We start from the raw sequence: 262 nt of genomic DNA, 5'->3' as shown, positions 1-262 counted from the left end.
GTGAGGTGGTGCTGAGCGGGGACAGCCGCCGGCGCAGCAGGACCTGGATCCGTTCCGGAATGTCCCCTCCCGCCACGGGGGCTCCGCCCGCGCCCCGTGCCAGCTCGGTCAGGAAGAACGGGTTGCCGCCGCTGCGGGCTACCAGGCTCTGCACGACCGACTCGGAGGCCACCGGGTCTGTGGCGCGGTCCTGGTCGATCAGGCGGCGTGCCAGGCGAGCGGTCTCCGGGGAGGTCAACGGCGTGATGCGCAACGTCGCGGT

At 72.9% G+C, this 262-nt stretch carries 1 protein-coding gene; it reads right to left on the bottom strand.

Annotated features, from left to right (window positions below; translation table 11 throughout):
- The coding region (locus FJR00_RS15905; RefSeq protein WP_181409687.1) for a hypothetical protein at positions 1 to 262 on the bottom strand (262 nt) is incomplete at both ends.

The organism is Ornithinimicrobium kibberense, from assembly GCF_006519705.1.
Lineage (GTDB): Bacteria > Actinomycetota > Actinomycetes > Actinomycetales > Dermatophilaceae > Ornithinicoccus > Ornithinicoccus kibberensis.
The sequence above is the reverse complement of the archived record's forward strand: the minus strand, read 5'-3'. Positions and strand labels throughout refer to the sequence as shown.